24 protein-coding genes are annotated in these 25,996 nt (G+C 66.8%); 10 read left to right on the plus strand and 14 right to left on the minus strand.

Translation table 11 applies throughout. From position 1 onward, the window contains the following. Window positions 1–36: 36 nt before the first annotated feature. Together ABQJ54_RS18515 and ABQJ54_RS18520 are read right to left on the minus strand one after the other, a co-directional pair. Window positions 37–1,311, minus strand: a complete 1,275-nt coding sequence (locus ABQJ54_RS18515) for an ATP-binding protein (protein ID WP_367855810.1) — start codon at window positions 1,309–1,311, stop codon at window positions 37–39. Between the two features lie 48 nt (window positions 1,312–1,359). Further along, window positions 1,360–2,910, minus strand: coding sequence for a peptide MFS transporter (locus tag ABQJ54_RS18520; protein WP_367855811.1), 1,551 nt, complete (start codon window positions 2,908–2,910; stop codon window positions 1,360–1,362). A gap of 221 nt (window positions 2,911–3,131) precedes the next feature. Between ABQJ54_RS18520 and ABQJ54_RS18525 the strand changes: the two genes are divergently transcribed. The 4 genes from ABQJ54_RS18525 to ABQJ54_RS18540 all read left to right on the plus strand — a co-directional run bounded on the left by ABQJ54_RS18525 (window position 3,132) and on the right by ABQJ54_RS18540 (window position 5,593). After that, window positions 3,132–3,500 carry a diacylglycerol kinase gene (locus ABQJ54_RS18525; RefSeq protein ID WP_367855812.1) on the plus strand — a complete coding sequence of 123 codons (369 nt, stop codon included), beginning with the start codon at window positions 3,132–3,134 and terminating at the stop codon, window positions 3,498–3,500. 75 nt (window positions 3,501–3,575) lie between these two features. Then, window positions 3,576–4,196 carry a LemA family protein gene (locus ABQJ54_RS18530; RefSeq protein WP_367855813.1) on the plus strand — a complete coding sequence of 207 codons (621 nt, stop codon included), beginning with the start codon at window positions 3,576–3,578 and terminating at the stop codon, window positions 4,194–4,196. Window position 4,197: 1 nt separating this feature from the next. Continuing rightward, window positions 4,198–5,088 (plus strand): TPM domain-containing protein, encoded by an 891-nt coding sequence (locus ABQJ54_RS18535; RefSeq protein WP_367855814.1) that lies wholly within the window; start codon window positions 4,198–4,200, stop codon window positions 5,086–5,088. A 1-nt stretch (window position 5,089) separates the two neighbouring features. Beyond that, window positions 5,090–5,593: a TPM domain-containing protein gene (locus ABQJ54_RS18540; protein WP_367855815.1), complete on the plus strand. Its 504-nt coding sequence runs from the start codon at window positions 5,090–5,092 to the stop codon at window positions 5,591–5,593. A gap of 152 nt (window positions 5,594–5,745) precedes the next feature. Here ABQJ54_RS18540 and ABQJ54_RS18545 read toward each other — a convergent pair whose 3' ends face one another. Together ABQJ54_RS18545 and ABQJ54_RS18550 are read right to left on the minus strand one after the other, a co-directional pair. Further along, the gene (locus tag ABQJ54_RS18545; protein ID WP_437343374.1) at window positions 5,746–8,841 is read right to left on the minus strand and encodes a TonB-dependent receptor; all 3,096 of its coding nucleotides are present in this window, start codon (window positions 8,839–8,841) and stop codon (window positions 5,746–5,748) included. A 333-nt stretch (window positions 8,842–9,174) separates the two neighbouring features. Beyond that, window positions 9,175–9,462 carry an alpha/beta hydrolase family protein gene (locus ABQJ54_RS18550; protein ID WP_367855817.1) on the minus strand — a complete coding sequence of 96 codons (288 nt, stop codon included), beginning with the start codon at window positions 9,460–9,462 and terminating at the stop codon, window positions 9,175–9,177. Between the two features lie 74 nt (window positions 9,463–9,536). Here ABQJ54_RS18550 and lgt point away from each other — a divergent pair, with 74 nt between their 5' ends. Then, a complete protein-coding gene (lgt, locus tag ABQJ54_RS18555; protein WP_367855818.1) occupies window positions 9,537–10,439 on the plus strand; it encodes a prolipoprotein diacylglyceryl transferase in 903 nt (300 codons plus the stop codon). Continuing rightward, a complete protein-coding gene (locus ABQJ54_RS18560) occupies window positions 10,436–11,230 on the plus strand; it encodes a thymidylate synthase (protein WP_367855819.1) in 795 nt (264 codons plus the stop codon). Before lgt ends, ABQJ54_RS18560 begins: the two co-directional genes overlap by 4 nt. On the opposite strand, the gene ABQJ54_RS18565 is transcribed toward ABQJ54_RS18560, so the two are convergent. Then, window positions 11,208–12,197 (minus strand): hypothetical protein, encoded by a 990-nt coding sequence (locus tag ABQJ54_RS18565; protein WP_367855820.1) that lies wholly within the window; start codon window positions 12,195–12,197, stop codon window positions 11,208–11,210. The genes ABQJ54_RS18560 and ABQJ54_RS18565 overlap by 23 nt on opposite strands. A 103-nt stretch (window positions 12,198–12,300) precedes the next feature. Here ABQJ54_RS18565 and ABQJ54_RS18570 point away from each other — a divergent pair, with 103 nt between their 5' ends. Beyond that, window positions 12,301–12,789, plus strand: a complete 489-nt coding sequence (locus ABQJ54_RS18570) for a dihydrofolate reductase (RefSeq protein WP_367855821.1) — start codon at window positions 12,301–12,303, stop codon at window positions 12,787–12,789. A gap of 8 nt (window positions 12,790–12,797) precedes the next feature. Then, window positions 12,798–13,751 carry a Nudix family hydrolase gene (locus ABQJ54_RS18575; protein WP_367855822.1) on the plus strand — a complete coding sequence of 318 codons (954 nt, stop codon included), beginning with the start codon at window positions 12,798–12,800 and terminating at the stop codon, window positions 13,749–13,751. Window position 13,752: 1 nt separating this feature from the next. On the opposite strand, the gene yjgA is transcribed toward ABQJ54_RS18575, so the two are convergent. Then, the gene (gene yjgA, locus ABQJ54_RS18580; RefSeq protein ID WP_367855823.1) at window positions 13,753–14,289 is read right to left on the minus strand and encodes a ribosome biogenesis factor YjgA; all 537 of its coding nucleotides are present in this window, start codon (window positions 14,287–14,289) and stop codon (window positions 13,753–13,755) included. Further along, window positions 14,286–14,522, minus strand: coding sequence for a DUF1653 domain-containing protein (locus tag ABQJ54_RS18585; protein ID WP_367855824.1), 237 nt, complete (start codon window positions 14,520–14,522; stop codon window positions 14,286–14,288). Before ABQJ54_RS18585 ends, yjgA begins: the two co-directional genes overlap by 4 nt. Before the next feature lie 119 nt (window positions 14,523–14,641). On the opposite strand from ABQJ54_RS18585, the gene pmbA reads away from it, so the two are divergent. Both pmbA and ABQJ54_RS18595 read left to right on the plus strand, forming a co-directional pair. Further along, window positions 14,642–16,009 carry a metalloprotease PmbA gene (gene pmbA, locus ABQJ54_RS18590; protein ID WP_367855825.1) on the plus strand — a complete coding sequence of 456 codons (1,368 nt, stop codon included), beginning with the start codon at window positions 14,642–14,644 and terminating at the stop codon, window positions 16,007–16,009. 89 nt (window positions 16,010–16,098) lie between these two features. After that, window positions 16,099–16,476, plus strand: coding sequence for a DUF4870 domain-containing protein (locus tag ABQJ54_RS18595; protein ID WP_367855826.1), 378 nt, complete (start codon window positions 16,099–16,101; stop codon window positions 16,474–16,476). Window positions 16,477–16,600: 124 nt separating this feature from the next. Here the strand turns inward: ABQJ54_RS18595 and ABQJ54_RS18600 are convergent, their stop codons facing one another. From ABQJ54_RS18600 to dnaE, 7 genes are all read right to left on the minus strand, one after another. Continuing rightward, window positions 16,601–17,497 carry a polyprenyl synthetase family protein gene (locus tag ABQJ54_RS18600; RefSeq protein WP_367855827.1) on the minus strand — a complete coding sequence of 299 codons (897 nt, stop codon included), beginning with the start codon at window positions 17,495–17,497 and terminating at the stop codon, window positions 16,601–16,603. Then, complete coding sequence (locus ABQJ54_RS18605; RefSeq protein WP_367855828.1) at window positions 17,481–17,735, minus strand: exodeoxyribonuclease VII small subunit; 255 nt, start codon at window positions 17,733–17,735, stop codon at window positions 17,481–17,483. Before ABQJ54_RS18605 ends, ABQJ54_RS18600 begins: the two co-directional genes overlap by 17 nt. 88 nt (window positions 17,736–17,823) lie before the next feature. After that, window positions 17,824–19,131: a tRNA lysidine(34) synthetase TilS gene (gene tilS, locus ABQJ54_RS18610; RefSeq protein ID WP_367855829.1), complete on the minus strand. Its 1,308-nt coding sequence runs from the start codon at window positions 19,129–19,131 to the stop codon at window positions 17,824–17,826. After that, window positions 19,128–19,862 carry an NYN domain-containing protein gene (locus ABQJ54_RS18615; RefSeq protein ID WP_367855830.1) on the minus strand — a complete coding sequence of 245 codons (735 nt, stop codon included), beginning with the start codon at window positions 19,860–19,862 and terminating at the stop codon, window positions 19,128–19,130. Before ABQJ54_RS18615 ends, tilS begins: the two co-directional genes overlap by 4 nt. Before the next feature lie 61 nt (window positions 19,863–19,923). Then, entirely contained in the window at window positions 19,924–21,135 is a 1,212-nt protein-coding gene (locus ABQJ54_RS18620) for a hypothetical protein (RefSeq protein ID WP_367855831.1), read from the minus strand. Window positions 21,136–21,227: 92 nt separating this feature from the next. Continuing rightward, the gene (locus ABQJ54_RS18625; protein ID WP_367855832.1) at window positions 21,228–22,184 is read right to left on the minus strand and encodes an acetyl-CoA carboxylase carboxyltransferase subunit alpha; all 957 of its coding nucleotides are present in this window, start codon (window positions 22,182–22,184) and stop codon (window positions 21,228–21,230) included. Window positions 22,185–22,445: 261 nt separating this feature from the next. Then, window positions 22,446–25,994: a DNA polymerase III subunit alpha gene (dnaE, locus tag ABQJ54_RS18630; RefSeq protein WP_367855833.1), complete on the minus strand. Its 3,549-nt coding sequence runs from the start codon at window positions 25,992–25,994 to the stop codon at window positions 22,446–22,448. Window positions 25,995–25,996 lie beyond the last annotated feature (2 nt).

The raw sequence follows: 25,996 nt of genomic DNA on the forward strand, positions 1-25,996 counted from the left end.
GGGACTTGCACGCACGGCGTGCCGCACCGGCGGTGCTCAGCGCCGCGAGATCACCGCCAGCGGCAGGCGCAGGCAGACCACGGCGCCGTCGTCGGTGTTGCGCGCCACCAGTTCGCCGCTGAGGCGCTCGGCGGTGGCCACGGCCAGGGTGAGGCCGATGCCCAGGCCGGTCTGCTTCTGCGAGTGGCCCAGCCGCGCGTTGCCCTCGGTACTGGCGAAGCCAGGGCCGCGGTCGATCACCAGGAATTGCAGCCAGTCGCCTTCGCGCTCCACCTGCAGCAGCACTTCGCGCGAGTCGCGCAGGGCGGAGGCATCGGCGGCGTTGTTGAGCAGGTTGAGCAGTGCGTGGCGCAGGCCAGGCGGCACATACAGCGCCAGCCGCGCGATGTCCTCGTCCAGTTGCAACTCCAGCTCGGCCTCGGGGCGCAGCAGCTGGAAACGCTCGGTGCAGCTGTGCAGGAACTGCGCCACGTCCAGCCGTTCGGGCTCCTGCGAGAGCTGGGCCTGGCCGAATGCCACCATCTCGCGCAAGATGTCGCGGCAGCGATCCACCTGGCCCTCGAGCAGGGAGAGATCCTCGGCCAGCTCGGTATCGCCGGCGTGTTCGCGGCGCAGCTCGGGCAGCAGGGTGCGCATGGTGGACAACGGTGTGTTGAGCTCGTGCGCGGCGCCCGCGGCCTGGGTGGCGATGGCGAGGATGCCCTCGTCGCGCAGCGCGCGCTCGTGCACGCGTTGCATCGCCAGCTGCTGCACGCGCAGCGCCCGCGCCAGCCGGTTGATGAAGAAACCCAGCAGCAGTGCGGTGATGACGAAGTTCACGCCCATGCCGATCACGTGCAGCGAGTAGCCATGGTCGCGCATGCCGTCCAGCACCGGCAGCGGCACGTACCAGCACATCAGCAGCAGGTAGGCGGTGCCGGCGATGGCGGCCACCACCAGGATGGCGCGGATCGACAGCGCGGCGGCGGTGAGTGCGATCGGCACCAGCAGCAGGGTGACGAAGGGATTGCTGGCGCCGCCGGTGAAGTACAGCAGCACGCCCAGCACCAGGGTGTCGATGCCGATATGGGCGATGGTTTCCCCTTCGCTCACCGGCCACGGGCGGCCCAGCCGCCAGGCCGCCAGCACCGAGAACACCGCGAGCAGGCCGATGCAGGCCAGCAGCGGCAGCAGCGGTATCGCCAGGTGCAGCCAGAACGCGCAGACCAGCACGGCCACGCTCTGTCCGCCGATCGCGCACAGGCGCAGCCAGGCCAGCGCGCGCGCCAGCGCGAACGGGCCGATGCGGTTCTTGATCGGGCGATGCGACATGCGGTCCGGCCCTGCCACGGCCCCGCCGCAGGCGGCGGGGCCGTGGGGTCAAGGCGTGTCGAACTCCTCGCTGCGCACGGCGGGCAGCGGCTCGCGGTTCGCCGCCACGTCGGCGTGGCTGGCCGACAGCTTCTTCATCAGCGGCAACACGGCCAGCGCGATCGCGGTGCAACCCACGCCGACCAAGCCGAGCTTGTTGAACAGGTTGGTATAGATGTCCAGCGACTGCACCGGGTTGGTGAGGCCTTCGGGAATGTGTGCGTAGTTGGCCACCACGCTGCCCAGGTATTGCGAAATGCCCGAAGCCACGAAGTAGGCGCCCATCATGAAGCCGCCCATGCGTTCCGGCACGTAGCGGGCGATCATCGCCAGGCCCAGGCCGGACACCAGCAGCTCGCCCAGCGAGTACAGGCCGTAGCCCCAGACCATGATCCACGAGGAAACCTGGCCGTTCACCGCCCAGCGGGCGCCGACGCCGTAGATGAAGAAGCCGGCGGCCACTGCCGCGAAGCCCCAGGCGAACTTGGCGGCGACGGAGATGTCCTTGCCGACGCGGCCGAGCCCGTTGTAGATGAACACCAGCACCGGGCTCAGCAGCACGATCCAGATCGCGTTGAGCGACTGGAACTGCTCGGGAATCCAGGTGAGGATGTGCCAGCCGAACAGGCTGAAATCCAGGTTCACGTTCTTCTGCGCGAACAGGTTCAGCGAGGTGGACATCTGCTGGTAGAAGATGAAGAAGAAGATGGTCTGCACCGTCAGCACCAGCGCCGCGATCAGGCCGGCGCGTTCGTCCCGGTGGCTGGAGCGGATCAGGTGGACGAAGATGCCGAGCACGACGACACCCGCGGCATACACGCAGATGCGCGCCACCATCTCGCTGTGCAGGATGAAGGCCGAGACGAACACCAGCGCCAGGCCGCTGCCGAGCACGCCGGCCAGCTTCTTCAGGTCGACCGGCGCATTGTCGGCCGGCGAGCCGATGTGCTTCAGCGTGCGGCTCATCAGCGCGTAGTTGACCAGGCCCAGCAGCAGGCCGACCGCGCAGGCGCCAAAGGCGGTGTGCCAGCCCCAGTCGTCGCTGACGTGGCTGCCCACGTAATCGCGGATCCACGGCGTGAGCAGCATCGAGATGGTCGAGCCGATGTTCACCGCCATGTAGTAGATGGTGAACGCGCTGTCGATCTTGGTGTCGTCGCCTTCGTAGATCTTGCGCACGAGGTTGCCGGCGTTCGGCTTGAACATGCCGTTGCCGACGATGATCACGCCCAGCGCGATGTACAGGAACGAAGCGTTGTCCGTGGGAATCCACAACAGCGCGTAACCCAGCATCAGCACGATCGCACCCATGCGCATGGTGCGGCGGGTGCCGATCAGCTTGTCGCCCACCCAGCCGCCGATCGCCGGCGTCACGTAGATCAGCGCGGCGGCCGCGCCCCAGATCAGGTTCGCCTTGGTGTCGACGAAGCCCAGCTTCTTCATCATGTAGGTGACCATCAGCACCTGCATGCCGTAGAAGCCGAAGCGCTCCCACATCTCGATCAGGAAGACGGTACTGAACGACCGTGTTTGCGAAACGGGTGGATTCTGGATTGCCATGCAACGATTCCGTGCTGAGGAGTACAACGGCCGCGCAAGCGCGGCCGGCGAGTTGCGGCGCTGAACGGCACCACAACCGACGAAGGGTAACCCATCCGTCATGCCGGCTTCGCTGCAGCGCAATATCCGGAGCGATGCTACGGGAGCGCACGGTAACCCTGTGGCATCATTGCGGTTTGGCTCCGCGTCGCGGGGCGCCATTCGCCGGAGACCCGCTCCCCATGCCAGGCCACGGATTCCGCGGCAACCCGCGCCAACTCTGGAACGCCTTCCGCTGGTCGATGCTAGGCCTGCGCGCGGGCTGGCGGCACGAGGCTTCGTTCCGGCTGGAGGCGATGCTGGCAGTGGTGCTGATCCCGCTGGGCCTCTGGCTGGGGCAGGGCGCGCTGGAGAAACTCGCCCTGGTGGGGCCCGCCTTTCTGGTGCTGTCGGCCGAGCTGCTCAACTCCGCGGTCGAGGCGGTGGTGGACAAGGTCAGCCCCGAATTCCACGAACTGGCCGGTCGCGCCAAGGACATGGGCTCGGCCGCGGTGTTCCTGCTGCTGGTGCTGATGGTGCTGAGCTGGGTGCTGGTGCTGGGCCTGCGCTGAACAGGCCCAGCGGCTGATTGCACAGCCTGCCCGGGGATGCTGCAATGGTTGCCTAACCGGAATGGAGCCCATGCCATGAAACTTCTGCGCAATCTCGTGCTGTTGCTGGTGGCCGTCGGCCTCACCGGCTGTGGCTACAACGCCATGCAGCGGCAGGACGAGGCGGTCAAGGCCGCATGGTCGGAGGTGCTCAACCAGTACCAGCGCCGCGCCGACCTGGTGCCGAACCTGGTCGCCACGGTCAAGGGCTATGCCCAGCACGAGGAGAAGGTGTTCACCGAGGTGGCCGACGCGCGTGCCAAGGTGGGCAGCATCCAGGTGACGCCGGAGCTGGCGAACGATCCGCAGGCGCTGGCGAAGTTCCAGGCCGCGCAGGGCCAGCTCGGCAACGCGCTGTCGCGCCTGATGGCGGTGAGCGAGAACTATCCCAACCTCAAGGCCGACGGCCTGTTCCAGAACCTGCAGGCGCAGCTGGAAGGTACCGAGAACCGTATCACCGTGGCGCGCCAGCGCTACGTGCAGGCGGTGCAGCAGTACAACGGGCTGATCCGCACCTTCCCGAACAACCTCACCGCCAAGATGTTCGGCTACACCGTGAAGCCGAACTTCAGCGTGCAGAACGAGCAGGCGATCTCCACCGCGCCGAAGGTCGATTTCGGCAACCCCGCTCCGGCGGCCGCCGCCTCGGCACATTGAGATGACGCTGCGCCACCCGCGGGTGCTGTGGGCATGGCTGCTGGCGGCAGCGTTGCTGCTGCCGCCCCTGCTGCACGCCGATGCCGCGGTGCCGAAGCTCGCGCGGCACGTCACCGATCTCACCGGTACGCTGAGCGCGCAGCAGGTGGACCAGCTTGACGCGCAACTGGTGGCGCTGGAGGAGGCCAAGGGCGCGCAACTGGTGGTGCTGATGGTGGGCAGCACCAAGCCACTAGACATCGACAGCTATTCCATCGACGTGGCGATGGCGAACAAGGTCGGCCGCAAGGGCACCGACGACGGTGTGCTGCTGCTGGTCGCGAAGGACGACCGCGCCGTGCGCATCGAGGTGGGCGCGGGGCTGGAAGGGGCGATTCCCGACGCAGCCGTGGCCCGCATCCTCCGCGAATACATCACGCCGAAGTTCCGCACCGGCGACTACTACGGCGGCATCCAGGACGCGGTCGGCGCGCTGACCCAGCTGATCGACGGCGAGCCCTTGCCGCCGCCCGTGCAGGGCGCACCGCATGAGCGGCGTGGCCTGGATCTCAACAGCCTGCTCGGCGTCGGATTCTTCGCGTGGATCTTCCTGCGCGGCATGCTGGGGCGTTCACATGCCTTCGTGCGCGCGCCGGTGGGCGGGTTGATCATCGGGGGCCTGTTCTGGCTGATGGCCTCCGTGGGGATGGGCATTTTCGGCGGCATCGTGGGTGGACTACTGATGCTGCTACCCGGTGGCGCAGGTCGCTCGATCGGCGGTGGTGGCTGGGGTGGTTTCGGCGGTTGGGGTGGTGGCGGTTTTGGTGGAGGCGGCGGTTTCGGCGGTGGCGGCGGTGGATTCAGTGGCGGCGGCGGCAGCTTCAATGGCGGCGGCGCCTCGGGGAGCTGGTGAGATGGACCGTCTGCAACGCTTGCTGATGAACCTGGGCGAAGGCTGGTTCCAGCTGCACCGGCGCTTTCCCGCCGGCTTGCTGAACGAGATCGCCGCAGCGGTGGCCGAGGGTGAACGCACGCATCGCGGCGAGGTACGCCTCGCCGTGGAATCCCGCCTGTCGCCGCTGGCCGTACTGGCGGGGCTGGACGCGCCGACACGTGCCCGCCAGTTGTTCGGCCAGCTCGGCATCTGGGATACCGAGCACAACAACGGCGTGCTGATTTACGTGCTGCTGGCGGAGCACCGCATCGAAGTCGTCGCCGATCGCGGCATTGCCCGCCATGTAGTGCCCGAAGAGTGGGCGGCCGTCTGCGCCCACATGCGTGAAGCCTACGCGCGTGGCCAATGGCACGAAGGCAGCCTGCGCGGCATCGAAGCAGTGCATACGTTGCTCGAACGTCACTTCCCTGCCGATGGCGCGTCACGGCAGGACGAGTTGCCGGACCGGCCGGTCTTGCTGTAGCGATCACCGGGCACCGGCAACTCCCCGGATATTGCGGGTCATGCCGCGTGAATGCGCGGCCTTGTTTCTGCGCGGCCATAAAAAAACCGCCGGGAAGCCCGGCGGTTTCTTGGAGATGACACGGGTACTACCCGTGTCGATTCCCCGTGGCATCAATAGTCATAGGTGATGCCGAACCGCACGTAGCGCGGGTCCTGCGAACTGATCGGACGCAGATAGCTGCTGGAGGCCGAGATCGCGTAGGTCTGCGTGGTCTTCTGCGAATTGAACACGTTGTAGACCATCACGTTGAAAGCCAGCTTCTTGCCAGCCCACTCCGGGCGATACTCGGCGCTGAGATCCAGGCGATAGGTCCACGGGTTGTTGCTGGTGCCCGGGGGCCACGGCTTGCCGTTGCAGAAGTGGTAGTACGGGCCGTAACCCAGGCCCGGGTTGGGCTGGGCGCCCGGGTAGTAACCCAGGCAGGTCTGCGGCGAGCCGGACAGGATCGAGGCATTGGCCGAGACCAGCCATTCCGGCGCGATCTGGTACGAGCCATAGGCCTTGAACTGGTGCTTGTGGTTGTTCGCCAGGTAGCCGTTGGCGTAGTCCATGACCTGGGCGTAGTCCCAGTCCACCGTGGCCGACACGTCTTCCTGGCCGATGTCAGTGCGCACCTGGCCTTCGCTGTTGCCGTAGTTGCGCGAGAACAGGTAGTCGAAGCGGGCGAACCACTTGCCGTCGAACGGATGCTCCAGATACATGTTCAGGCCGTAGTAGTGGCGCTTCATGGTGGTGTTGAAGCCGAAGTCCTTTTTCCAGTCCATCGGGACCTGGTAGTAGCCACCCCCCAGTTTGGCGACGTAGTAGGTCGCGTTCTTGCCCGGGTTCATCAGGTAGCTGCCCGGCATGACGCTGGCGTCATAGGTCGTCGGGTCGATACCCATCTTGTTCATCTTGTTGATGATCGAGTTCTTGTCGCCGATGTCGTCGATCGCGTTGCGCAGGTTGCGATAGGTGGCCTTGGCGCCGTACATCCACGAGTCGCCCAGCTTCTTGTCGAAACCGAGGATGTACTCGTCCTGATATTCCGACTTCAGGTCCTTGGTCGCGGCCACCATGGGATCGCGCGGCTGGCCGTATTCGCCGTTGGCGGACAGCGGCATGTCCGGGCCGCGGCTGGTGTCGATCGGACTCAGGCCGGTCGGGATGCCGTTCGCGTCGATGCCGGTGTAGGTGTAGTAGGTACGGGTGTACAGCGAGCTACCCGCAGAACGCAGCGCCACGCTGGTCGGCAGGGCCAGATAGTAACGTCCCGCGTTACCGTAGACCTTGAAGCTGGCATCGCCATTGACATCCCAGCTGAAGCCCAGGCGCGGCGCCCACTGCGGCTTGGTGAGGCGCAGGAAGGGCTGGCCGGCAGCGTTGTAGTTGGTGAACTGGTCGTTGCGCAGACCGAGCTTCAGCAGCAAGCGGTCGTTGACCTGCCAATCGTCCTGGATGTACTGCGCACGCTGCGCCACGCGCACCGAAGCGTTGTCGTGATACTCGTACCTGGCCACGTAGTAGCCGGTTTCACCGCCTGCGTAACCGGCGGTGGGGGCCACCCAAGGCGAGTTGCGCCAGTCCGCGCCCGGCAGCGCCGAGCCGGGGCCGCCCAGGATGTACAGGTCGGGATCCGGATCACCATCGGAATTGGTCACCGGCTCGTTGTATTCCCAGCCGTAACCAACGCCTGCCGAGGGGAACATCGTGCCGCCTTCGATGTTCTTCATGTCCATGTTGTCGATACCCGCGGTGAGCGTGTGATCGCCGATGTGGTAGCTGAGGTCGAGGCGCAGGTTGGTGCTGACGGAACGATGACCCGGCAGGTTGATCGTGCTGACGGTCTGGTTGTTGGTGATGACACGACCGTCCGTGATGTCCGGGTTTTCGTAGGTCGGGTTGTAGATGTACGGGTAGGTGGGGTCGTACCCGGGCGTGTCGCTGTAGTACGTGCTCTTCATCTTGCCGTACATGGCCGACACGGTGAGATCGTCGGTGATGTAGCTGGTGAACTTGCTCGAGAACAGCTGCGCGGCATTCTTGGTGTGGGTGTCGTAGCTGTTAAAGCCACCTTCCTGCAACGTGTCGTAGTCGAACTCGTTCATCGTGCCCTGGTAGGACGACTTGGTGGAGGCACCCGTCACTTCCAGGATGTTGCTGTCGTTGATGTTCCAGTCCAGCTTGGCGTACCACTTCGGATTGTCGTAGCGGTAGTGGGTGTCGTAGGGCGCGGCATTCGCACCCACGGACTGGCCCTGCCTGCGCTGCGCCTCGACGGAGGTGAACAGGAACAGCTTGTCCTTGATCAGCGGGCCGCCGACGTAGGCATCGACCGTGGTGGTCCAGCTCTTGTTGTCGTTGCGGTACTGCCGCATGTCGCCTTGCGAGCCGTCCTTCTTGACGTAGTAGTAGTTCTTCGGATCGCTCTGGAGGCCGGTCGGCGTCCACTCGACCAGGCCACCGAAGTGCCAGTCGTTGGTGCCGCGCTTGCCGACCTGGCTGATCACGCCGCCGTCGGAACGACCGTAGGCCGCGCCGTAGCCGCCGCTGAGGATTTCCTGCTGGTCGATCGAGCCGTACGGCAGCGAGATGCCGCCGAAGCCGCTAAGCGGGTCGGTGGTGTTGAAACCGTTGATGTAGTAGGCGTTCTCGGTGACCGAGGAGCCGCCGAAGGAAACCAGCGAGCCGCCCATGGGGCCGGCGAAGTAGGAGCTGCCCTGGACGACGCCAGGAGCCAGCAGGGCGATCGCTTCAGCATTGCGCGCCAGCGGCAGCGTGGCCAACTGCTGAGAGGTGATCACGGTGCGCGAATCGACGCTGGTGACGTCAATGGACGGCAAGGAATTGGCCGTGACGGTCACGGAGGACAGGTTGCGGGCGTTCGTCTCGGTCGCTACGAAGGAAACTTCCGTACCCGCGCCAACGCGCAGAGTCACGTCCGAGCGCGAATCGATGGTCTGGCCGGCGTGCTTCAGGGTGACGGTGTACGTGCCCAGCGGCAGCGAGTTCGCGTTGTAACGACCAGATGCGTCGACAGTGGCTTCGCGGGTGAAGCCCGTTGCGTTCTGGATGACGACCGTGTCGGCACTGCCTGCCGGCGTCTGGCCAAAGATGCTGCCCGTAGTGGCTTGGCCGAAGGCCAAGCCGCTGAAACCCATGCCCAAAGCCAGGGCGAGGGCGGTTCGGCGGTAGGTAGGCCCACGTCGAATGTGGTTGTTGACCATCTTCAATCTCCCCAAATGGTTGTGCAAAAAAAGCTGACGAAGCGGCCATTTGCTTGAAAAACAAAGGCCTATGAAGCACGCGGAGGTCATCCAAACTTTCTTGCAACCAGTGAACGCCTGATTCCGGAGGCGCCTTTCAGGCGATGCTGACGTCGCAAGAAATTATGAAGCTATAGCAATAAAGTACGACGGTCAACAATTTCATAACGCATTTCTCGCAAAAAAAAACGAACCCTTGCGGATTCGCCATGAGAGGCCTGCTCCAGGAATGAGAGGTCAGAGCGGCGTGGCGCCCTTAGCTGATGTACTTGGCCGGGAAGTCCTGCATGTGGTTCATGCGTTCCACATTGCTGGCTTCGTTGTAGAAGCCTTGGCCTTCGCCGGATTGCTCAATTCGCAAGGCTTATGCGCAGTGTCCAGGGCGACACGCATGGTCCTGGCCCGGGTGAATGGCACACGCTCGTCGGCATCGCAGTGGATCAGCAATACGGGTGCGTCGATCTGGTCGGCCAGTCTGTCGGGTGAGTTGGCTGCCAGCGCGGCATCGTCCTTGCCGATCGCGGCGGTGAGGCGGTTCTTGCCGAAGGTATCCGGGCCGATGCTGCCCTTCTTGTGCATCATCGCCAGGCCGCAGCCGCCGGATGGGGGCTGCTCCCGCTACACTGATGGCCTTGCCTGTCCTGACTCCGCATCGCATGACGCAACCTCTCGTCGTCGACATCGACCCCGTCGCCTTCCATCTCGGCCCGGTGCAGGTGCACTGGTACGGGCTGATGTACCTGGTGGGCTTCTTCAGCGCCGCGGTGCTGGGTGAGTACCGGCGCCGGCGCGGTCGCCTGCCGGTGACGCGCGACGCGCTGGGCGACCTGTTCTTCTACGGCATGATGGGCGTGATCGTGGGCGGCCGGATCGGCTACATGCTGTTCTATTACGCCGGAGGCCTGCGCTGGATCTGGACCGATCCGCTGGCATTGTTCCGGGTGTGGGACGGCGGCATGAGCTTCCATGGCGGCCTGCTCGGCGTGCTGGTGGCGGGGTTGTGGTGGTCGCGCCGGCACCGGCTGCATTTCTTCGACACGGTGGATTTCGTGGCGCCGCTGGTGCCGATCGGTCTGGGCCTGGGGCGGCTCGGCAACTTCATCAACGGCGAGCTGTGGGGCAAGCCCACGCAGCTGCCGTGGGGCATGGTCTTCCCGCATGCCCATGGCGAGGACGTGACCTACGCGACAGCACACCCGGCCTGGCTGGCGCAGTTGCAGCAATGGGGCGGGCTGGTACGCCAGCCCTCGCAGCTGTACGAACTGGCGCTGGAAGGCGTGGTGATGTTCGCCGTGCTGTGGCTGGTTTCGATGAAGCCGCGGCCGCGCTACCTCGTCTCCGGCCTGTTCGCGCTGATGTACGGCTGCTTCCGCTTCGCGGTGGAATTCGTGCGCCTGCCCGACATCCAGCTGGGCTATCTCGCCTTTGGCTGGCTCACGATGGGGCAGATCCTGTCGCTGCCGCTGATCGCCGTGGGACTGTGGCTGCTGTGGCTGTCGCGCAAGGCGCCCACGCTGCGGCTGTACGAAGTGGCGATGCCGGCGAAGGAGGGCAAATGAAGGCCTATCTCGACCTGCTGCGCCACGTGCTGGAACACGGCACGGAGAAAGCCGACCGCACCGGCACCGGCACGCGCAGCGTGTTCGGCTGGCAGATGCGCTTCGACCTCGACGACGGCTTTCCACTGGTCACCACCAAGAAGCTGCACCTGAAGTCCATCATCCACGAGTTGATCTGGTTCCTGCAGGGCGACACCAATATCGCCTACCTCAAGGAACACGGCGTCAGCATCTGGGACGAATGGGCCGACGAGCGCGGCAACCTGGGCCCGGTCTACGGCAAGCAGTGGCGCGCGTGGCCCACTGCCGACGGCGGCGCGGTGGATCAGATCCGCTGGGTGGTGGACGAGATCAGGCGCAACCCCGATTCGCGTCGCCTGATCGTCAGCGCCTGGAACGTGGGCGAGCTGCCGAAGATGGCCTTGATGCCCTGCCACTCGCTGTTCCAGTTCTACGTGGCGGACGGCAGGCTCAGCTGCCAGCTCTACCAGCGCTCCGGCGACATCTTCCTCGGCGTGCCGTTCAACATCGCGAGCTACGCGCTGCTCACCCACATGGTGGCCCAGGTCTGCGGGCTGGGCGTGGGCGATTTCGTGCACACGCTGGGTGATGCGCACCTGTACAGCAACCACGTGGAACAGGCGCGCCTGCAACTGACGCGCGAGCCGCGACCGTTGCCGCGGCTGGTGCTGAACCCCGGGGTGCGTGCGCTGGAGGATTTCCGCTATGGGGACGTCGCCATCGAAGGCTATGCCCCGCATCCGGCGATCAAGGCGCCGGTGGCGGTGTAGCGACGGCCTTGCAGCCGGTCACGCAGCGGAACCAGGCTGCCTCGTGCGGATAGTCCAGCGTCATGACGAAGTGCTGGAAGATGTTGGCGCCGGCAGAGCCCGACACGATGCGATCCATGTACTGAGATATGCCCTTGATGCCGAAGTTGCGATCGGGGCGCTCGGTGAACCAGACCGGGCCGACACGCCAGCCGGCAATCTCGACATCCGGCACTTCGATCAGGCGTGTGGCCCGCTTTGGGCCGAGTAGATCGTCACCATCGGCAACCACGCGCCACTCCGGGTGCGCCTTGTGCCAACGTTCCAGCACGCTAGTGGTGATGTAGCTGGTGACGCCTTCGCCATTGACCGTGGGCGTGCCGCTGGCTTTTTCCCCCGCGACGGTGGGGCGTGCGGTGGCACCAGTGTCCAGCAACAAGGGAATGGTCTGTCCGTCGACCTTGATCTCGATGGCGGCAAGGCCGTCGCCCAGGCTGCCATCAGCTTTATGGGGAAAGCCAAGAGGTGCCTTGTGTGCGTCGGGTGCTGGATGCCAATCCGAGCCCTCCATCCGCAGCCGATGGTTTGGGTAGTCGAAGGTCCACGTGCGCCTCGGGAGGTAACCGGCACCCAGCGTATCGAAGGGGCCGACCCAAGCGGCCTGACCGCAAGCCGGCGCAATGAGTGGCGGTAGCGACTGGCCAGTCTTGAAGCGGGGCAGCGTGGCCACCTCACCGCCACCGTCGGGGCATGGTTTCGTGGACAAATGAAGGCGTTTGGCGGTGCTTGCTAGGAGTACATACATGCCACCGCCGCCACTGCCGCCGGTATCCACCACCAGCTTCAGCTTTTGTCCATCCATCGTCTCCGGCACCGCATAAAAGTGCCCCGCCTCGTACACGGTAGGCAGCAGCTGCGCCGTGGCGGGTGCGATGCTTGCCGGGGCGGAAGCCAGCACGGCGGCCAGCAGGCCCATGACGATCGCCATGCTCGTTGTCTCTCCGAATCGCTACAATGGGCGGCCAGAGTGGGCCGGCCAACCTGGCCGCTGCATGTGCCGTTCGATCTATAACACCTTTTCTGGAGCACCGATGGCCATTTCGTTGATCGCCGCGTTGGACGAGAATTTCGCCATCGGCCGCAAGGGACACCTGCCCTGGCACCTGCCGGACGACCTGCGCTGGTTCAAGCAGCTCACCATCGGCAAGTACGTGCTGATGGGCTACAACACCGCGGTGTCGATCGGCCGCGCGCTGCCGGATCGCACCAACCTGGTGTTGTCGCGCCGGCATGAGGCACCGTTTCCCGGCCAGGTCACCGTGCGCTCGATCGACGAGGCGCAGGCGCGTTGCGACCACACCGGCCTGATGGTGATCGGCGGTGGCCAGGTGTTCCGCGAGGCATTGCCGGTGGCGCGCCGGCTGTACCTGACCTGGGTCAGCGCGGCGGTCGAAGGTGCCGATACCTTCTTCCCCGGTGTGCACTTCAGTGACTGGACCGAGGTCTCGCGCGTGCACCACAAGAGGGACGCCGAGCACGCCCACGACTTCGACATGGTCGAATACGTCCGCAGCAATTGAGTCGGCTCGTGAGTGGCGCGCCGCTGCATGTGCTGGCCGGTGTGCTGCGCGATCGCGAAGGACGCGTGTTGCTGGCCGAGCGTCCCGCCGGCAAGCATCTGGCGGGCCTGTGGGAATTTCCCGGTGGCAAGCGCGAACCCGGAGAGACACCGCTGGCGGCGCTGGCGCGCGAGCTGGACGAGGAACTGGGTATCGCGTTGCTCGAAGCCGAGCCCCTGATCCGAGTACCGTGGCGCTATCACGAACGCGAGCTGCTGCTGGACGCATGGTGCGTGACACGGTGGCGCGGCGAGCCGCGTCCGCTGGAAGGGCAGGGGCTGCGCTGGTGCCTGCCGATGCAGGCGGATCCGGCGACGCTGACGCCGGCCGACCGTGCGATCCTGCAGGCGTTGCGTCTGCCGCGGCATTACCTCATCACGCCGGCCGAAGCATTGCCGGTGGAGCGCGGGGCGTGGTTCGAGCGGATCGGTCGCGCCATCGAAGCGGGTGAGCGGCTGCTGCAATTGCGCCTGCCGCATTGGCCGCGCGAGGAAGTGCGGGAGTTCGCCGCGTCATTGCTGCCGCTGGCGCGCCACCACGGCGCCCAGCTTCTGCTCAACGCGGATATCGAGGGTGCACGGTTGCTTGGCATCGGCGTGCATCTGACCGGCGCCCAACTGGCCACGCCCGGTACGCGGCCGCTCCCGCTGCAACAGGCCGTCGGTGCCAGTTGCCACGATGCCGCGCAGCTGATGCAGGCGCTGCGGCTGGAGGCGGACTTCGCCACGTTGTCGCCGGTGATGGCTACCGCCAGCCACCCGCAAGCGCAGCCATTGGGTTGGGCAGGTTTCCAGGCACTGGCCGAGGCGGCCGCGATGCCGGTCTACGCACAGGGTGGCACGGCGCCCGCCCGACTGGCGCAGGCGCGCGCGGCAGGCGCGCAAGGCGTGGCGGGGATACGCGGTTTCTGGCCTGCCGCCTGATTCAGTCGGCGTCGTCGTCCTGCAGCGATTTCAGCAGCTGGAACAGCTCACGATAGGCACGCGGCGGCTTGTTCGGCGCAGCCTGCTCGACGCGCACCTGACGGATCAGCGCGCGCAGGTGCTGACGGTCGACGCCCGGGGACCGCTCGATCAGTTCGGAGGCCGCGCTGTCGCCGTCCTCGCCCAGCAGGCGTTCGCGCAGCGCTTCCAGCCGGTGCATCGCGGCGGTCTCCTGGCGCTGGCGATCGCGGTTCTCGCCCAGCGCCGCACGCACCGCATCGAATGCCGCACTGTCGTGGCGGCGCATCAGCTTGGCGAGGAAGGCCAGCTGGCGCTTGCGTGCGATGTGCGAGTTGATGCGGCGCACGTTGGCGATCTCGTCGCGTACGTCGTCGGGCAGCTCCAGCTTCGCCAGTCTGGCCGGCGGCAGTTCGACCAGCTGGTTGGCCAGCTCCAGCACGGCCAGCGCATCACGGCGCTGCTGGGTGCGGGTGGGGCCGTAGTCGTGGCCGGGATCGTCGGTGTAGTTGCGGTTCATCGGTTTTCCAGCAGGCCGGGTTCGGCCCGTTCCAGCGCGAAGCGGGGTACGCACATGCCATCCAGGATCACGCTTTCGGCGAACATCGCCGCGGGGCGCACCCACAGGCCGCGTTCGCCGTACAGCGCCTGGTATACCACCAGCGGTTCTTCCGTTTCGCTGTGGCGGGCAGTGCCCAGCACGCGGTAGCGCTGGCCCTTGTAGTGGCGGTAGAGGCCGGGGACGACCGACATGCGCGTGGCTCCGCGGGGCGTTGCAGGAGAGCCGGGGCATCCCCATCTGGAGACGGCACGGCGCGGATCGTGCATTCTACCCGTTTGGGTACTGCCCGTTGACCTGCCTGGAATCTCCCGTGAGCGACATCGCCGCCGCCACCGACCGCAGCCTCGCGGATCTGGATCGCCTCGCCGAGCTGGCCGAGGACGTGATCCGCCGCGCCCATGCGGCCGGCGCCAGCGCCGCCGAGGTGGCCGCCAGCATCGACACCGGCCTCAACGTGAACGTGCGGTTGGGCGAGGTGGAAACGGTGGAGCACACCCGCGACCGCGGCTTCGGGCTCACCGTGTATTTCGGCCAGCGCAAGGGCTCGGCCAGCACGGCCGACCTGAACCCCGATTCGATCCAGGCCACGCTGGACCAGGCCTGCGCCATCGCCCGGTTCACCGAGGAAGATCCCGCCGCGGGGCTGGGCGATGCCGCACGCATGGCAAAGGATTTCCCCGACCTCGACCTGTGGCATCCCTGGGCCATCGACACCGCGGGCGCGATCGAACTGGGCCGGCAGATCGAGGATGCCGGCCGTGCGCACGCGGGCATCAGCAACTCCGACGGCGCCGGCGTGCAGGCGGGCGAGAGCCTGTCGGTGTACGCGAACTCGCACGGCTTTGTGGGGCGCGAGCGCGGCACGCGGCATTCGCTGTCGCTGTCGCTGATCGCGGGCGAAGGCGAGCGCATGCAGCGCGACTACTGGTACGACAGCGTGCGCGGCGCCGGCGATTTCATGAGTGCCCGGGCGCTGGGCGACAAGGCCGCCGAACGCACCCTGGCGCGGCTGGACGCGCGCGGCCTGTCCACCCGTGAATGCCCGGTGCTGTTCGCGCCGGAAATCGCGCGGGGGCTGATCGGCCACCTGCTCGGCGCGGTGAGCGGCGGCGCGCTGTACCGTCGCGCCAGTTTCCTGCTCGACCATGCCGGCAAGGCGATCATGCCGGCATGGCTGCACGTCGACGAGCGGCCGCACCTCAAGCGCGGCCACGGCTCGGGCAACTTCGATGCGGAAGGCGTGGCCACCGTCGACAGCGCACTGGTGGAAGGGGGCGTGCTGGCGCGCTATGTGCTGGGCAGCTATTCGGCGCGCAAGCTGGGTCTGGCCTCCACCGGCAATGCCGGTGGCATCCACAACCTGCAGGTGGCGCCCGGCGCAGCCGACGGCGAGCTCAGCGATTTCGCCGGCATGCTGCGCCGGCTGGGCACAGGCTTGCTGGTCACCGAGGTGATGGGGCAGGGCGTGAACACCATCACCGGCGACTATTCGCGCGGCGCGGCCGGTTTCTGGGTGGAGAACGGCGTCATTACCCATCCGGTCGAGGAAATCACCATCGCCGCGAACCTGCGCGACATGTACGCCGGGATCATCGCCATCGGCGCGGACGTCGATCCGCGCTCGCACATCCTCTGCGGCTCGATCCTGGTGGAACGCATGACAGTGGCGGGCGAATGATTCCTGCGGCATGCTGTGCGGGCGTTTGACCCGTCCGCGCAAGGCCGGTTGTCTGCGGCGCGCGGCTCACTCACTGGGGAGGATTGCTCATGAGTACACCGTCTGACCAGATGCCACCGTCGCCGCCAGCCAGCACCGAGGCGAGCAGCGACGACCGCAACGTGGCCATGCTCACCCACCTGTCGGGTTTCATCTTCAGCGTGATCGTGCCGCTGATCGTGTGGCTGATGCACAAGGACCGCGCCGACAAGGCCTATCTCGTGAAGGAGGCCAAGGAAGCGCTGAACTTCCAGCTCACCGTGCTGATCGGCTACGTGATTTGCTGGATTCTCACCGTTATCGTGATCGGCGCCCTGCTCACGCCGCTGCTGTGGCTGCTCAACCTGGTGTTTTGCATCATCGCCGCGGTCAAGGTCAGCTCGGACGGCAGTTACCGCTATCCGTTCGCCCTGCGGCTGGTGAACTGAGCCCCGGTTTCATCGGGAAAGAAAAAGCCCGCATCGCGGGCTTTTTCTTTTTGCGACGATCTGCCTCGGCGGTTGCCCATCGCCCGCCGCTGACGCGATGCCGGAAATCGGTCGCGACGGTTTTTCAGCGATGCCGCTGCGCGGCGTAGCGGGCCAGCTCGGCCAGCAGCTCGCCACGTGGTCCCAGCGGCGCGATGGCATCGAGCGCGGTCGCGGTGAGTTCGGCCAGCCGCGCGCGCGAGGCATCGAGGCCGATGATCGAGGGGAAGGTGGGCTTGTCGGCGGCGGCGTCCTTGCCGGCCGTCTTGCCGATCACGGCGGATTCGCCTTCCACGTCGAGAATGTCGTCGCGCACCTGGAAGGCCAGTCCCACGGCGGCGGCATAGCGATCCAGCGCGGCCAGCACGCCGTCGTCCCCACCGGCGGCCAACGCACCCAGTTGCACTGCGGCACGGATCAGCGCACCGGTCTTGCAGGCGTGCATGTGTTCCAGTTCGGGCAGCGTGAGCTTGCGGCCCACTGCGGCGAGATCCAGCGCCTGGCCGCCGGCCATGCCGTCGGCGCCGCAGGCGCGACCCAGCACGTGCAGCATGCGCATGCCAGTGGTCGCATCGGGCGCGGCGCCGGGTGCAGCCAGCAGCTCGAAGGCCAGCGCCTGCAGTGCGTCGCCGGCGAGTATCGCCATCGCCTCGCCGAACACGATGTGGCAGGTGGGGCGGCCGCGGCGCAATGCATCGTCGTCCATCGCAGGCAGGTCGTCGTGCACCAGCGAATAGGCGTGGATCAGTTCCACCACGCAAGCGGCGGCGTCGAGCGAGGTGTCATCGCGGCCCAGTGCATGGGCGGCGGCGTAGACCAGCAGCGGACGCAGGCGCTTGCCGCCGCCCAGCACGGCGTAGCGCATCGCGCGATGCAGCTCCACGGGCGATTGCTCGGCGTTCGGCAGGCAGGCATCCAGCGCCTGTTCGGCGCGGCGGATCAGCGCTTGCAGTGCGGGCCCCAGTTCAGTGTTCGGGTTCAAACGGTTCGGCGTTGTCGGGGGCTTCGGGGTCGAGCAGCAGGCGCACGCGCAGCTCGGCCTGCTCCAGCGCCTGCTGGCAGTGGCGGTACAGGCCGATGCCGCGCTCGAAGGAGGCCAGCGACTCGTCCAGGCTCAGTTCGCCGCCTTCCATCTTGGCCACCAGCTGCTCGAGTTCGTCCAGCGAGTGTTCGAAGTCGGCAGCGGGGGGAGTCTTGGCGGTGGAAGCGGTCTTGGCCATGGCCCGCAACGCTAGCGCAGCAGCCTGCGGGAATCAATGCGACAGGGCATTGCCGAACTGATCAGGGCGCGGTCCTGGGGGACTGGCGTCACGGGCCGGGTCGCCAGCGGGGCTGGCTGCCCGCGCTTTCGAACAGTTGCCGGCCGCGTGTACTGGCCCAGCGGTCGGCCACGGCGACCAGTTGCCCGTCCTCGTAGAGCAGGGGGCAGGCAGTGCGCTGCCATGGCGGCAAGGCAACCTGCTGGAACAGGTCGCGCAATTCGCGGGTATGGGCGTCACCGGCCGGCTTGATGCGCTCGCCACCCCGGCGCAACCGCACTGTCAGCGGCACGGACAGGCGCGCGGTCGCGTCACGCAGGGCAAGCCCGCCGCCGCCGGGCAATGCAAGCGGCTCGCCACGCCAGCCCGCTTCCTGCCAGGCCGGATCAACGGGGGACGGCAGCGCGCGCGCCCACAGGCGCCTCTTCCAGATGTGCAGTTCCGTGTCGGCCCAACGGATGCACGGCGACCGGTCCGGGCGGGTCATGCACTGGCGTTCGATCTGCGCGCGTTGCGCGGTGGTGGGAGCGGTCAAGCCGCGCGCGTGCAGCCAATGGTCGAGCAGGGGTTCGCGCAAGGCCGGGGCGAGCGCCAGCCAGCTGGTGGCGTCGAGGCTGCCGTCGGTGTCGTCGTGCAGTGTCGCGAAGGCGGCCAGCCATTGTGTGCGCAGGGCGCCGGCGGCGGCGCGGCTGAGCGTGGCGCTGTGCAGGATCGAATCCACCGCCTGTGGCCAGTGCGCGGCGAGACGCGGCAGGATCTCGTGGCGCAGCCGGTTGCGCGCAGGCCGGGTGTCGGCGTTCGAGGGATCTTCAATACAGCGCAGCTGGTGCATGGCGATGTAGTCGCGCAGTTGCGCGCGCGCGACGTCGTTGAGCAGCGGCCGCCACAGCTCGCCGCGACCCAGCGGCCGATGTTCGCGCATGCCGCCCAGCCCTTCCGGGCCGGCGCCGCGCAGCAGCTTCAGCAGCACCGTCTCGGCCTGGTCGTCGCGGTGGTGGGCCAGCAACAGGATCTCGCCTTGATGCAGATGTGCCGCAAAGGCAGCGTAGCGGGCATGCCGCGCGGCGGCCTCCAGGCCTTCGCCGCGATGCGTCTCGACCTGCGCGCGCACGACTTCGCAGGCCAGGTCGAGACCGGCACAGAACCGGCGGCAATGCTCCGCCCATGCCGCGCTGTCTGCGTGCAGGCCGTGGTCGACATGCAGGGCGCGCAAGCCGCGGCCACGTGCTGCAGGCAGCTGTGCCAGCGCATGCAGCAGGGCAGTGGAGTCGGGACCGCCGCTATAGGCGACGCACAACGGCGCCGTCGGTGCCTGTACCAGCGCGGCCGCGAGCCGGGTCGACAGCGGATGGCTCACTTCTTGCCGCTGCGCAGGCGCAGGTACAGGTGCTTGCCGTTGCCGATGTGGCGTTCCTCGGTCTCGAACAGGCCGATGCCGTTCACCAGAGTGCTGAGTCGGGCATAGCCGTAGTTGCGCGGATCGAAATCGGGCGACTGCTTGTTGACGATGCTGCCTACCGCACCCAGTCCGGCCCAGCCGTTGTCGTCGGAGGCGGCCTCGATGGCGTTGCGCAGCAGGTTCATCAGCTGGCTGTCGCCGCGCAGCTCCTTGGCGGTGCGCCGCTTCACGCTCGTGCTGGTCTCGGTCGCGGTGGTTGGCGCCAGCACCTCGGTGTAGATGAACTTGTCGCAGGCGGTGCGGAACGGCTCGGGCGTCTTGCGTTCGCCGAAGCCGTACACGGTGAGCCCTGACTCGCGGATGCGCGAGGCGAGCCGGGTGAAGTCGCTGTCGCTGGAGACGATGCAGAAGCCGTCGAAGCGCCCGGCATAGAGCAGGTCCATCGCGTCGATGATCATCGCCGAGTCGGTGGCGTTCTTGCCAACGGTGTAGCGGAACTGCTGGATCGGCTGGATCGAATGGCGCAGCAGCACTTCCTTCCAGCCGTTGAGGTCGGGCTTGGTCCAGTCGCCATAGATGCGCTTCACGTGCGCGGTGCCGTACTTGGCCACCTCGGCGAGCAGGCCCTCGACGATGGCCGGGCGGGCGTTGTCGGCGTCGATCAGTACGGCGAGCTTGTCGTGGGCCATGGCGGATTTCCAAGGCAGCGGGTGGTGACGGGGATGGTAGCGCGTCACTGTGCCGGGACGCTCAGTGCAGCAAACCGTCCTTGCGCAGGTGGGTGCGTAGCAGATCCATGTCGTAGCTACTCCACTTGTCCACTAGCCGTCCCCGCCGGAATACGTAGAAGGTGGGCATGTCCCAGTCGTCCAGCATCGACCACTCGCTGTCCTGCCAGGCGACATGAATGGGTTGGTCGGGGAAGCGGCGATTCCATTCGGCAGCGGCCGCGAAAGGAGTGTTCTGGCTCGCCAGCCAGATGGCATGCCTGGCGAACAGCGGGCGCAACTGGGGATCCGCCGAAATGTCCCGCGCGGAGTCTTCGGAGAAATGGCAGGCGGCGACCACCACGATCCGCCATGGAGCGGACAGGTCGATGGCTTGCCGCACCATGGTCCGGCCCGCGGCATCTACCAGCAAGGCGGTGGGCTGTCCCGGCGACAGCGTGGGTGTCGACGCCATGGCCGGCATGGCGTCGACGCCCATGCCTGGATGGCGCTGCGCCAGCGTCGAGGCCTCGACCAGTTGGCGACTGGCGACCAGTGCCCGGTAGAGGCCGGTGTAGACCCGGTCGTCGGTCATGCGGCGGCGCTGCAGTTCTGCCAGGTCAGCCTGCAAGTCGGCGATGTGCGCGGCGTTCGGCTGCCAGGACGTCGCGTATTCGGCCGCCCGCTGCAGCAGGCGCAGATCGGGTTCGCTGGTCCCGCGCAGGCTGCCGGAGCGCTGCAGGCCGGAGAACAGGCGATCGTAGTGCTGGCCGATTTCGGCACGTTGTTCGGCGTCGGGCATGGCGGGATCGGGCTCCAGCAGCATCAGTGCATCGAAGCGCTGTTCGATCGCGCTTTCCGGGCAGGTGTCGATGTTGCAGTCCCGCGCCTTGGCGTCCGCGGCTCGCTCGGTTTCGCGGCGTGCGCGCTCGGCAGGCGTGAGGCCGAGTCCCCGGGCAAACGCCTGGGCATCGAACAGCGTCAGCAGGCGGACGGCCTGTTCGTGGGTCAGCTCGTTGTCGATATCGTCGAGGGGAACCGTGCCCAAACCATGGCTGCCCCACTTCAGTTCGCCGAGGAACCGCTTGCGGCCACCCGGAGACAACGGCGCCAGGGGCGTGTCTGCGATGGGGGTATCGTGCAGGTAGCGATTGAGCTCGGCTTGCGAGCGGATCGCTGCCGCCGGAGTTGAAGCAAGGACCGCCGCGGCAGGCGCAAGCCAGGCGGCGGCGAAGAGAGGCATGAGACGGTTCAAGGGGGCGGTTCCTCGCGTTGAAGTCTCCGGCGAGGAGTCTAGCGCAGGTGGCTGCGGCGCCACTTGGGGGCGTGGGAGTGCGTTGCCGGGGGCTATTCCTGGAACGCGCCGTAGTTGCGCAGGCGCTGGTAGCGCTGTTCCAGCAGGTCCACCGTTGGCATCGCCTGCAGCTCGTCGAGCTGGTTCATCAGCACGGCCTTGAGGCGGATCGCCATCGAGCGCGGGTTGCGATGGGCGCCGCCCAGCGGTTCGCGGATCAGCTTGTCGATCAGGCCGAGTTCCAGCAGGCGCGGTGCGGTGAGGCCCAGCGCCTCGGCGGCGTCCTTGGCGCGTTCGGCGCTGCGCCAGAGGATGGTGGCGCAGCCTTCCGGGGTGATCACGGAATAGGTCGAATACTGCAGCATGTTGGTGCGGTCGCCCACACCTATCGCCAGCGCGCCGCCGGAGCCGCCTTCGCCGATCACAGTGCAGATGATCGGCGTCTTGAGGTCAGCCATTTCCAGCAGGTTGCGCGCGATCGCCTCGCTCTGGCCGCGTTCCTCGGCGCCGATGCCGGGGTAGGCGCCCATGGTGTCGATCAGGGTGAGCACGGGCAGGCCGAAGCGCTCGGCCATCTTCATCAGGCGCAGCGCCTTGCGGTAGCCCTCGGGGCGCGGCATGCCGAAGTTGCGCCTGAGCTTGCCCTTGGTGTCGCGCGCTTTCTGGTGGCCGATGATCATCACCGGCCGGCCGTTGATGCGGCCCGGGCCGCCCACGATGGCGCCGTCGTCGGCGTACATGCGGTCGCCGGCCAGCTCGTGGAACTCTTCGCACATCACGCCGATGTAATCCAGCGTGTACGGCCGTGCGGGATGGCGCGACAGCTGGGCGACCTGCCATGAGCTGAGGTTCTTGAAGATGTCGTTGGTCTTGAGCTTGAGCTTCTCGCGCAGCCGGCCGACTTCATCGTCGATGTCGAGCGCCTGGCCGTTGCTGGTGTGGCGCAGTTCCTCGATCTTTGCCTCGAGCTCGGCAATGGGTTGTTCGAATTCGAGGAAGTTGGGATTCATTCGCCGGGGTTCGTGGCACGGAAGCGAGGCAGTATACCGGGCGCGCAAAAAACGGGGGAACGGGGGCGTATGGGTATCCCGGCACTTCGGGTGGAGCGAGGCTGCGGCACATGGACGTGCCGCCCGTGCGCAGGCGCTTCAGCGCCTGCGCAGCGGAGGCAGGGTCGGCTACGCCTTCCTGCCGACTCGAAAGCCGCCAGGAAGGCGGCTTTCGAGATCAACAAAAGCTCCGGCTCTGGTGCTGCGTGTCGCACGAAAGCCTCAAGACTCCCCCTTCACCATCCGCAATCGCGCCGCCTGCACCCCCGGTAAAGCCCGCACCGCGCGCAACAGCTCGGGAATGGCTTCCACCCGCCACTCCTCGCCCAGCTCCAGATCGGCCTGCGCGATGGCGTTGTGGTAGCCGTGCAGGCTGACGCTGGTACGGCCGCCGCGGTAGCCGGCCAGGGCATGGCGCAGCTGCTCGGGAAAACCGGGGGCGATGCCGTTGAGTTTCACCTGCAGCAGGCGCGCGTGGCGCCGGCAGGCATCGGCCAGGGTGGTGGCGCTGCGGGCACGGATCTGGAAGCCGCCGCCGGAGAATTCGTCGATGCGCAGGCCGCCCTCGACGATCAGCATTTCGTCGCGCACCAAGAGCGGCGCCACCTGCTGGTACAGCTCGCCGAAGAAGCTCACCTCGATCGCACCGGTGCCGTCTTCCAGCCGCACGAAGGCGTCGCTGTCGCCGCGCTTGCGCACGGCCACCACCATGCCGGCCGCCGTCCACGGCGTGTCGGGGCCGCGGCGGAAGCGGTTGCCATCGTCGCCGTCGCTCTTGCGCGGCCTGGGTGGCTGGTAGCGGTCGACAATTTCGCCCAGTGGGCAGGTGGCGAGCTGGGCGAGCTCCTCACGCCAAGGGTCGACGGGGTGGCCGGAGAGGTAGTGGCCCAGCGTGTCGCGCTCGCCCTGCAGCTTCTGCTCCAGCGGCCAGTCGGGTGCGGTGGGCAGTTCGATCTGCACCACAGGCGCGGCCGTGCCCATCGCGGCGCCGAACATGTCGTTCTGGCCGGACTGGCGGTCGCGCAGGTGCTGCTCGGCGGCCTTGATCGCATCAGGCAATTGCAGCATCAGGCTGGCGCGGTTGGGTGCCAGCGCGTCGAGCGAGCCCGAGAGGATCAGCGCTTCGAGCACGCGCCGGTTGAGCTTGGTTGGGTCCACGCGACGGCAGAAGTCGGCGAGATCCTTGTACGCACCTCCACGCTGGCGCTCCAAGACGATGGACTCGCAGGCGCCCTGGCCCACGCCCTTGATCGCGCCGAGGCCGTAGCGGATTTCCTTCGGCTTGGTCGCCACGAACATGTAGTCCGAGGCATTCACGTCCGGCGCGAGCACGTCGAGGCCGATCGCCTTGGACTCGTCGATGAAGGTCACCGCCTTGTCGGTGTTGTCCATGTCCGACGAGATCGTCGCGGCCATGAACTCGGCGGGGTAGTGCGCCTTCAGCCAGGCGGTCTGGTAGGAGACCAGCGCATAGGCGGCGGCGTGCGACTTGTTGAAGCCGTAGCCGGCGAACTTCTCCATCACGTCGAAGATTTCGTCGGCCTTGTCGCCGCCCACACCGTCCTTTGCCGCGCCCTCGCGGAACTTGGCGCGCTCCTTCGCCATCTCCTCGACTTTCTTCTTGCCCATCGCGCGGCGCAGCAGGTCGGCGCCGCCGAGCGTGTAGCCGCCCACGATCTGCGCCATCTGCATCACCTGCTCCTGGTAGACCATGATGCCGTAGGTCTCTTTCAGGACAGGCTCGACGCGCGGGTCGGGGTAGATCACTTCCTCGCGGCCGTGCTTGCGTGCCACGAAATTGGGAATCAGGTCCATCGGGCCCGGGCGGTACAGCGCGCCCAGCGCGATGAGGTCGTCGAAGCGGTCGGGTTTGGCGTCCTTCAGCATGCGCTGCATGCCCGAGGATTCGAACTGGAAGATCGCGACGGTCTTGGCCTTGGCGAAGACCTCGGCGTAGGTGGTGGCGTCGTCCAGCGGCAGTTTGGCGATGTCCAGCGGCTCTTCGCCGCTTTGCGCGCGGCGGGCATTGATCGCCTTCACCGCCCAGTCGATGATGGTGAGCGTGCGCAGGCCGAGGAAGTCGAACTTCACCAGGCCCACCGCTTCCACGTCATCCTTGTCGTACTGGGTGACCACGCCGCCGCCGCCGGCTTCGCAATACAGCGGCGCATATTCGGTGAGTGTCTTCTGGCCGATCACCACGCCGCCGGCGTGCTTGCCGACGTTGCGGGTGAGGCTTTCCAGCTTCAGCGCGAGGTCGATCAGCGGCCGCGCCTCGTCCTCGTCCTGCTCGTACAGCTCGCAGAATTCCTTGACGACGCGCTCGGGTTCCTTCTTCGATTTTTCCGTGCGGCCCAGCGCGTCGGACAGCGTGAGGTCGAGCGGTCGCGGCGGGATCAGTTTGGCGATCTTGTCCACCGCGCCGTAGCCCATGCCAAGCACGCGGCCGGAGTCGCGCAGCACCGCCTTCGCCGCCATCGAGCCGTAGGTGATGATCTGGCTGACGTGGTCGCGGCCGTACTTGCGCGCCACGTAGTCGATCACCTCGTCGCGGCGATCCATGCAGAAGTCGATGTCGAAGTCGGGCATCGACACGCGTTCGGGATTGAGGAAGCGCTCGAACAGCAGGTTGAACTGCAGCGGGTCGAGGTCGGTGATCTTCAATACCCAGGCGACCAGCGAACCGGCGCCCGAACCGCGGCCAGGCCCCACGGGAATGCCGTTCTGTTTGCCCCAGTTGATGAAGTCCGCCACGATCAGGAAGTAGCCGGGGAAGCCCATCTTGATGATGACGTCCAGCTCGCGTTCCAGCCGTGCTTCGTAATCGGCGAGGCTGTAGCCCTCGGCCAGCGGTGCGTCGGCGAGGCGCTCCCTCAGACCCTGCCGCGACAGTTCGCGGATGTGGCTGTCGAGGTCGTAGCCCTCGGGTACCGGAAAGTCGGGCAGGAAATACTCGCCGAACTTCAGTTCGAGGTTGCAGCGCTTGGCCAGCTCGGCGGTGTTTTCCAGCGCTTCGGGAATGTCCGCGAACAGCGCCGCCATTTCCCCGGGGGATTTCAGGTACTGCTGGTCGCTGTAGTCGCGCGGCCGCTTGGGGTCGGCCAGCACGCGGCCCTGGTGGATGCACACGCGCGCCTCGTGCGCCTCGAAGTCGTCGCGCTTGAGGAAGCGCACGTCGTTGCTGGCGACGACGGGCAGTTCGAGTTCGGCGGCCAGCGCCAGCGCGGCCGAATTCCAGGTTTCCTCGCCTTCGCGGCCGCAGCGGACGAGTTCGAGATAAAGGCGGTCAGGGAACAGCTTTGCCAGTGGTCGCAGCTTCGCCAGCGCGGCATCGTGGCCCTGCGAGAGCGCTACGCGCGCCGTTTCGCTTTCGCGGCCGAGCAGGGCGATCAGGCCATCCGTCGCGGCGGCGGTAAGCCAGCCCGCTTCCACCAAGGCGCGGCCACCGTGCTGGCCTTCCTGCCATGCGCGCGAGACGAGCCGCGACAGGTTGAGGTAACCCTCGCGGTGCTGGCACAGCAGGGTGAGCCGCCACGGGCGCGGGTCGTCCGGCGCGCTGATCCACAGGTCGCCGCCGCAGATCGGCTTGATGCCTGCCGCGCTGCAGGCCTTGTAGAACTTCACCAGCGCGAACATGTTGCATTCGTCGGTGAGGGCCACGGCCGGCATTCCCGCCTGCGCGGAAGCGGCGACCATCGCCTTGATGCGGATGGTCGAATCGACCAGCGAATATTCGCTGTGCAAGTGGGTATGGACGAAGCGTGCGGACATGC

The organism is Rhodanobacter lycopersici, assembly GCF_040812335.1.
Lineage (GTDB): Bacteria > Pseudomonadota > Gammaproteobacteria > Xanthomonadales > Rhodanobacteraceae > Rhodanobacter_A > Rhodanobacter_A lycopersici.

Excerpts from the sequence above, each read along its gene's own strand:
- ABQJ54_RS18625 (WP_367855832.1), bottom strand. The coding sequence starts at position 22,184 with ATGAATCCCAACTTCCTCGAATTCGAACAACCCATTGCCGAGCTCGAG.
- ABQJ54_RS18615 (WP_367855830.1), bottom strand. The coding sequence starts at position 19,862 with ATGGCCCACGACAAGCTCGCCGTACTGATCGACGCCGACAACGCCCGC.
- ABQJ54_RS18605 (WP_367855828.1), bottom strand. The coding sequence starts at position 17,735 with ATGGCCAAGACCGCTTCCACCGCCAAGACTCCCCCCGCTGCCGACTTC.
- ABQJ54_RS18525 (WP_367855812.1), top strand. The coding sequence starts at position 3,132 with ATGCCAGGCCACGGATTCCGCGGCAACCCGCGCCAACTCTGGAACGCC.
- ABQJ54_RS18540 (WP_367855815.1), top strand. The coding sequence starts at position 5,090 with ATGGACCGTCTGCAACGCTTGCTGATGAACCTGGGCGAAGGCTGGTTC.
- ABQJ54_RS18550 (WP_367855817.1), bottom strand. The coding sequence starts at position 9,462 with ATGATGCACAAGAAGGGCAGCATCGGCCCGGATACCTTCGGCAAGAAC.
- dnaE (WP_367855833.1), bottom strand. The coding sequence starts at position 25,994 with ATGTCCGCACGCTTCGTCCATACCCACTTGCACAGCGAATATTCGCTG.
- ABQJ54_RS18560 (WP_367855819.1), top strand. The coding sequence starts at position 10,436 with ATGAAGGCCTATCTCGACCTGCTGCGCCACGTGCTGGAACACGGCACG.
- yjgA (WP_367855823.1), bottom strand. The coding sequence starts at position 14,289 with ATGAACCGCAACTACACCGACGATCCCGGCCACGACTACGGCCCCACC.
- lgt (WP_367855818.1), top strand. The coding sequence starts at position 9,537 with ATGACGCAACCTCTCGTCGTCGACATCGACCCCGTCGCCTTCCATCTC.
- ABQJ54_RS18515 (WP_367855810.1), bottom strand. The coding sequence starts at position 1,311 with ATGTCGCATCGCCCGATCAAGAACCGCATCGGCCCGTTCGCGCTGGCG.
- ABQJ54_RS18565 (WP_367855820.1), bottom strand. The coding sequence starts at position 12,197 with ATGGCGATCGTCATGGGCCTGCTGGCCGCCGTGCTGGCTTCCGCCCCG.
- ABQJ54_RS18585 (WP_367855824.1), bottom strand. The coding sequence starts at position 14,522 with ATGTCGGTCGTCCCCGGCCTCTACCGCCACTACAAGGGCCAGCGCTAC.
- ABQJ54_RS18535 (WP_367855814.1), top strand. The coding sequence starts at position 4,198 with ATGACGCTGCGCCACCCGCGGGTGCTGTGGGCATGGCTGCTGGCGGCA.
- ABQJ54_RS18545 (WP_437343374.1), bottom strand. The coding sequence starts at position 8,841 with ATGGTCAACAACCACATTCGACGTGGGCCTACCTACCGCCGAACCGCC.
- ABQJ54_RS18520 (WP_367855811.1), bottom strand. The coding sequence starts at position 2,910 with ATGGCAATCCAGAATCCACCCGTTTCGCAAACACGGTCGTTCAGTACC.
- ABQJ54_RS18530 (WP_367855813.1), top strand. The coding sequence starts at position 3,576 with ATGAAACTTCTGCGCAATCTCGTGCTGTTGCTGGTGGCCGTCGGCCTC.
- ABQJ54_RS18570 (WP_367855821.1), top strand. The coding sequence starts at position 12,301 with ATGGCCATTTCGTTGATCGCCGCGTTGGACGAGAATTTCGCCATCGGC.
- ABQJ54_RS18595 (WP_367855826.1), top strand. The coding sequence starts at position 16,099 with ATGAGTACACCGTCTGACCAGATGCCACCGTCGCCGCCAGCCAGCACC.